The sequence below is a fragment of the Dyadobacter luteus genome, assembly GCF_003383615.1.
GTDB classification, from domain to species: Bacteria; Bacteroidota; Bacteroidia; order Cytophagales; family Spirosomataceae; genus Dyadobacter; species Dyadobacter luteus.
In genome coordinates this window covers 23,183-29,776 of the sequence record NZ_QNUL01000047.1, presented here as the reverse complement: position 1 = coordinate 29,776, position 6,594 = coordinate 23,183, and the positions used below count along the sequence as shown (strand labels likewise).

The 6,594-nt window shown below is 42.7% G+C and carries 6 protein-coding genes; all 6 read right to left on the bottom strand.

Going from position 1 to position 6,594, the window contains the following annotated elements:
• Positions 1-183: 183 nt before the first annotated feature.
• Positions 184-876, bottom strand: a complete 693-nt coding sequence (locus DSL64_RS28230; RefSeq protein WP_115834320.1) for a hypothetical protein — start codon at positions 874-876, stop codon at positions 184-186.
• A gap of 159 nt (positions 877-1,035) precedes the next feature.
• Complete coding sequence (locus DSL64_RS28225; RefSeq protein WP_115834319.1) at positions 1,036-1,968, bottom strand: sugar ABC transporter substrate-binding protein; 933 nt, start codon at positions 1,966-1,968, stop codon at positions 1,036-1,038.
• Between the two features lie 166 nt (positions 1,969-2,134).
• Positions 2,135-3,082, bottom strand: coding sequence for an ABC transporter permease (locus tag DSL64_RS28220; protein ID WP_229217260.1), 948 nt, complete (start codon positions 3,080-3,082; stop codon positions 2,135-2,137).
• Positions 3,083-3,167: 85 nt separating this feature from the next.
• Positions 3,168-4,655 (bottom strand): sugar ABC transporter ATP-binding protein, encoded by a 1,488-nt coding sequence (locus DSL64_RS28215; protein WP_199539529.1) that lies wholly within the window; start codon positions 4,653-4,655, stop codon positions 3,168-3,170.
• A gap of 115 nt (positions 4,656-4,770) precedes the next feature.
• Positions 4,771-5,223 carry an IS200/IS605 family transposase gene (gene tnpA / locus DSL64_RS28210; RefSeq protein WP_115834325.1) on the bottom strand — a complete coding sequence of 151 codons (453 nt, stop codon included), beginning with the start codon at positions 5,221-5,223 and terminating at the stop codon, positions 4,771-4,773.
• 203 nt (positions 5,224-5,426) lie between these two features.
• Complete coding sequence (locus DSL64_RS28205; RefSeq protein ID WP_115834317.1) at positions 5,427-6,590, bottom strand: Gfo/Idh/MocA family protein; 1,164 nt, start codon at positions 6,588-6,590, stop codon at positions 5,427-5,429.
• Positions 6,591-6,594 lie beyond the last annotated feature (4 nt).

The following is a 6,594-nucleotide window of genomic DNA, read 5'->3' as shown; positions in this document are numbered from 1 at the left end:
CCATCAGCTAACGATAAGTACTGCAACTCTCGTTCGGGACTTGCACCCTATAGATATAGAACATGCCTGACACACACTAAAAAGGTGCCCGAAGGCACCTTGGTTATCAAATCAGCAGATGTCTGTTATGAATATGGAGTAAAAAAATGGTTACGGATCAGGCAATTCAGTATAAATCCGTTTCTAGGAAGGATCCAGCTCCCGAGTCACTAGCAAATATTTAACCTTACCACTTTCAAAGTAAATTTGAATATGCTCATACAGTTTCGGTTCCACAGCATATCGCAAATACCACTGTGGAGAGTCTGTCATGATCGGATCATAGTGTGACCACAAATCTTTTGTAAACATTGAGATTCTCTGAAATTTATTGGCGTATGAGCTCTTACCCTGAATTTTCACCAGCTTGCCATACAACGCATCAGAAGCGTCTCCAATCCTCACTGAGGCCGATTGGTTCTCTTTCAATGGCCATTGCGCAAGCTTGTTTCCATTGTTAAGATAGATGCTACTTACTTTTCCCTCTTTAAACGCTATTTGTACTCCTGAATCTGTTCCCTTTTGCTCATCCAGAAAAATGGACTCGTACAAATGAATACGGTTATCAAGTTGCTGAACATTAGAAAAAATATTACCTACTACATTCACATACCGGATGCCACTACCCTCCGGCAAGCTTTTCAATATTTCATAAACATCCTCCGCATCAGCATCTATTTTTATTCCTAAATGCCCCCCGACGGTGATTGAATCCCTACTGACAGGTATCAATGCAACAGGCTCAATAATAATTTCGGGTTCAACCTGCTCATTGGTGAGGCATCCTGTTCCAATGAATGCCAGAGAAAGCATTACTGTAAGTACTGTATTTTTCATGCAATATGTATTTGATAATCTACATTACAGGGATGCATGTTTTATCAAATTGGTTGTAACCGATTCTAACTTTTCCTATAGAAAATGCTATTGCCAGGCATAAAAAAGTCCGTGCGATTAAACACGGACTCATCTTCTGCGTTTTGGCAAACTACAGATCTATTTCAAAAACTCCATCACATTTTCTTTGGTTACCAATTGGAAAGGAATCAAAACTTCGCTTTCATACTTTTCTCCTTTGGCTGCTTTTATAGCAGCTTCGATGGACTTACTTCCCTGCTCTTTTGCATTCTGAAATACAGTGGCATCTAATGTTCCTTTCTTTACAGCCTGCAACGCATCAGGAATAGCATCCACACTTACAACCAGCACCTTACCTTTTAACCCAGCCGCTTCCAGTGCCTTCACCGCTCCCATTCCCATTTCATCGTTCTGTGCAAAGATGGCATTGATTTTCGGGCCAAAAGACTGTATCCAGTTCTCAGTCAGCGACATTGCTTTAGCTCTGTCCCACTCCCCTGTCTGCTCTGCAAGTAACTTCAATCCGGGACTGGCTTTCAAAACCTCCTTCGCGCCCTGGTCACGTTTGATCTGCGCAGCCTGCCCCATGTAACCGTGCATCATAATCACATTCCCTTTTCCTCCCAGTTTCTCCGCAATATACTTCATGGCAATTCTTGCCGATTCTGTATCGTCCGAACCTACAAAAGCTGTTGGTTTGGCTGTAGTTTCAGAGTTCACATTGATGATCGGGATCTTAGCGTCCATTGCCAGTTTGACTGCCGGCGAGCTCGCTTCTACCTCACATGGATTCAGTATAATCGCATCAACTCCCTGAGCGATAAAGCTCTCAACCTGCTCGACCTGTTTCAGAGAAGAACGCTCAGCATCCACCACTATCAATTCAGCTCCAAGTTCTTTGGCTTTTGCCTCCATTTCATCAGCCACATTCACTACAAACTCATTTTGCATACTGAGCATAGTGGCACCAATTACCAGCTTTTTCTCTCCTGAATCATCGGTTTTGGATTGGTTGCAACCAGCCATTAGCAGCGATAAAACCAAAAATCCTGACAAAAAAATATTTTTCATTGTATTGAATATTTTATCGATTAATTACCAAATCATAGAGCGATGCCCTATGCGGAGAGATATTTGCCTTTCAGGCAAATGCGCATATGCAGCTTCGTTCCGAAATGCACTGACCCTTGTTACCACTATAACCTAAACATTACCCACTGCCCTTATCTCCAAGCTCTTAACTCTTCTTCCCCATACTATCCAAAACCACTGCACCGATAATGATCACCCCCATCACTACCTGTTGATAATAGGAGGTCACATTTAACAGATCCAGACTATTGCTGATTACTCCGATCAACAATGCTCCGATCAGAGTGCCCGTCATTGTACCTGTCCCACCAGATGTACTTGTTCCACCTATGATGGCTGCTGCAATAGCGTCAAGTTCAAACCCCGCTCCGGCATTAGGTTGCCCGGTTGTAATCCTTGATGTAAGCAAAATACCTCCCATGGCAGAAAGTATTCCGCAGATGGTATATACCCACATTTTGACATTATTTACCCGTATTCCCGAAGCCCGGGCGGCAGGTTCGTTTCCTCCAACCGCATACATATAGCGGCCCAGGATGGTTTTGTTCAGAAGAATGGAACAAACAATAAAAGCAACGATTAAGATGATGATTGGAAAAGGAATGCCCAATACATTTCCTCCGCCAATAAAATTGAAAGAATCGGAAAGATTGGATACTGGTCGTCCTTTACTTAAAATAAGTGCAAGACCACGGCCGATCGTCATGGTACCCAGGGTTACAATAAATGGAGGCACTTTACTTTTGGTAACCACAAATCCATTGAACGCACCAATTCCAAGCCCGGCTCCCAACCCGATTACGATAGGAACAATCACCGGATAGGTATCAGGATGTGCAAAGGTCGCTGCCACAACGCCAGTTACTGCCACCATAGATCCAAGAGACAGATCAATTCCACCTGTAATAATTACAAACGTCACTCCGAAAGCCAAAAGAGCATTAATCGAAACCTGATTCCCGATGGTCAGCAAGTTGGATACTGTAAAAAAACGGGGCGTGCTGAACGCCAGAACCAGACATATGATCAAAAATGCCAGATATATTCCATACTGCCCAAAGCTCCTGAATCGCACTTGTAAATTATTTTCCAATTTGAAATGATGTGATTAATTACTTATTCTAAAACAATATGATCATCACCTGGAAAGCTAACAGCTCATTGCTCACAGCTAACCGCTACTCCACCGCAAACTTCATAATCAATTCCTGTGTAGCTACTTCACGTGAAAGCATGGCAGTTTGTTTCCCTTTGGATAAAACCATAATGCGATCACTCAAACCCAATATTTCCGGCAATTCGGACGAAATCATGATGATGCCCATACCTTCTGCTGCCAGTTGATGAATCAACTTATATATTTCAAATTTTGCTCCCACATCCACTCCTCGGGTAGGTTCATCCAGAAAAATCACCTTTGGCGACGACAGCAATACTTTACCTATGACGACTTTTTGCTGATTTCCTCCACTCAGTGTGGTTACCTTTTGCGCCAATCCTGAAGATTTGATCCTTAGATTTCCAGCCATTTCTGCTGTAACGGATTCTTCACTATTGGCATTGATAAAAATGCCCTTTTTGTGTTTGGACAGACTTCCCAACGAAAGATTTCCCTGAACAGACATCTGAGGAATAAATCCCAATCCCTTACGATCTTCGCTGACGTAGCCGATACCGTACTTAATAGCATCATCAGGTGATTGTATAGAAATTTCTTCTCCATCCAGATAAATGCTTCCATTATCAGGTTTATCCAAGCCATATATGGCACGGGCTATTTCCGTCCTACCCGCACCCATCAATCCTGCAATACCCAATATCTCACCGGCACGAACGCTGAAGTTGATTTCTGCAAACGAATTTCTTTTACCTAAGTTTTTTACTGATAATATTTCTCTCCCCTTTTCAATATTTGATTCCGGAAACATTGAGCCTATTTCCCGACCCACCATCATATGTATAAGCTCTCTTTCATCCAATTCTGAAGCTCCTTTTGTACCAATATATTTACCGTCTCTCAGGACAGTAATGGTATCCGAGATTTTAAAAATCTCGTCCATCTTATGCGATATATAGATAATCGCAACTCCTTTTGCTTTTAGGTTTCGGATTATGTTAAAAAGCATGGCAACCTCTTTGTCTGAAATCGCAGATGTAGGCTCGTCCATGATAATCACCTTCGCATTGTTGGAAATGGCCTTTGCAATCTCGACCATCTGCATTTGCGCTACACTGAGGTATTTCATTTTGATATCAGGCGAAATTGTCACACCCATTTCCTCCAAAAGCGCAGTCGCCCGCTGTCTGATTTTACCATCATTGAGCCACCCGGTTTGTGAACCGGTTATTTCTTTTTCTCTTCCCAAAAAGATATTCTGCGCAACAGTAAGTTCAGGAATACTCATGATTTCCTGATGAATCATAGAAATCCCTTTCCTCTGGATATCATTAACGCGGCTCCCCGTTAGCTTCTTCCCTTCAAGAATAATTTCACCGGAGTCTGCAGGAATGAGCCCGATCAGAATTTTCATGAAGGTTGATTTTCCAGCTCCGTTTTCTCCCATCAGGGCATGTACTTCACCCGATTTAAGAGTCAGCTGAACATTGTCCAGAGCTTTGATTCCGGAGTAGGATTTGGTGAGATTGGAGACTTGGAGGATGGGCATAAGGATGATGGAGTGGCGAGGTGGTCTTAACTAGGATACCTATCACCATTAAAATAGGGCGCTGCCCTATCTTGGGGAATGTAGGTCTTTCAGACCAATTATCTTAACAAAATGATTAGTCCCATATAAATCGTTCATCGTACTCTACATTGTATTTTTTCAAAAAACCTCTCAATTCTTCCTTGAAGTTCTTCCTCTCATGATGTGCTTTTTGATTAGCTATGTATTTGATAACAACATCTAGTTCATACGGATTTACCGAGAATATAGCATACCCGTCCTGCCAGTAGAAGTCACTGTACTCTTTACCTTTAGTTTTAATCCATTTAGAAGAATTCTGTTTTAATGCCTGCAAAAGTTTCATTGGAGGAATCTTTTTTGATAAGACACAAAGTATATGAATATGATCAACGTAACCTCCTACTTTGATACAAACGCATTCGAGCTCGTTACAAACTCCACCCAGATAATTCCATAACTCTTCCTGGATTTTTTCATTGATAAGTGGACGACGATATTTAGTACTGAACACGATGTGTGCACAGATTTTAGATAATGATTGTGACATTTTATAGTGTGTTGATGATAATAGCATTCCGGAAATCTGATAGAGCATCGTCCTATATTAATGATATAGCCCTTTCAGAGAGTATCGAAATTCCAAACTTACCCTGAAAGGGTTTAATATCTTAGCCCGGGGCACACGCCCCGGGTATTCGTTAATATAATCCGGATTCATTCCGTGTGTTCGTTATCGTGTATTCGTTTAGGTCACGACCCAGTCCACTCCACACCAGTATCTTTCCAGCTCCGTGAGTTAGCCGACTCAATCACCGCCTCGCAAACCTTCTGCGTTTCAAGCGCATCTCTGAAAGTCGGAGCGCAGTCTTTACCCGTTTGCAGACTCTCAAAGAAATCTGCTACCTGGTGAATGAAGGAATGCTCGTATCCGATGCTTGTTCCGGGGATCCACCATTTTTTCATGTAAGGCTGATCTCCGTCTGTAACCAAAATAGATCTCCAGCCACGAACGATCGACTCATCGCTGTGGTCAAAGTATTCAAGACGGTTCAGATCATGCAGATCCCAACGAATTGAAGCATGTTCTCCGTTAATTTCAAACGTATAAAGTGCTTTATGTCCGCGAGCATATCGCGTCGACTCAAAAAGGCCGAGAGAACCATTGTCAAAATGGCAATGGAAGATCGCTGCGTCGTCGATTCCTACCTTCTGCACCTGTCCACTTTCAGCATGAACACGCTCCTTAATAAAAGTCTCAGTAACGGCAGACACATCTTTAATTCCGCCATTGATCCACATTGCTGTGTCGATACAGTGCGCAAGTAAATCGCCCGTTACACCCGAACCAGCTGCGTCCACATCCAGACGCCAGGTAGCAGCACCTCCCTGTGGCACATCCGGACTGATCGTCCAGTCCTGCAGGAAATTAGCGCGGTAATGGAATATACGACCCAATTTACCTGAATCAACTATCTGTTTTGCCAATGTCACAGCAGGAACACGACGGTAGTTATACCATACCGTATTTTTAACTCCCGCTTTTTCCACGGCATCCACCATCGTTTGCGCTTCCGCCAAAGTTCTTGCCAATGGTTTTTCACAAAGAATCATTTTACCTGCCGCGGCTGCAGCAATCGCTATTTCGGCATGCGTGTCGTTTGCTGTACAAATATCAATCGCGTCGATGTCGTCACGTGCGATTACTTTTTTCCAATCCGTTTCAAATGACTCATAACCCCACTGCTCAGCAAATGCTTTTGCTTTTTCAGCGTTGCGCGAACAAGCCACTTTTAACACAGGTGTATATTCCAGTTCAGGAAAAAAATTCTGAATACGATTATATCCGTTGGAGTGTGTACGGCCCATTAATCCTGTTCCGATCAATCCAATTCTGATTTCTTTTTTAGTTGACATATGT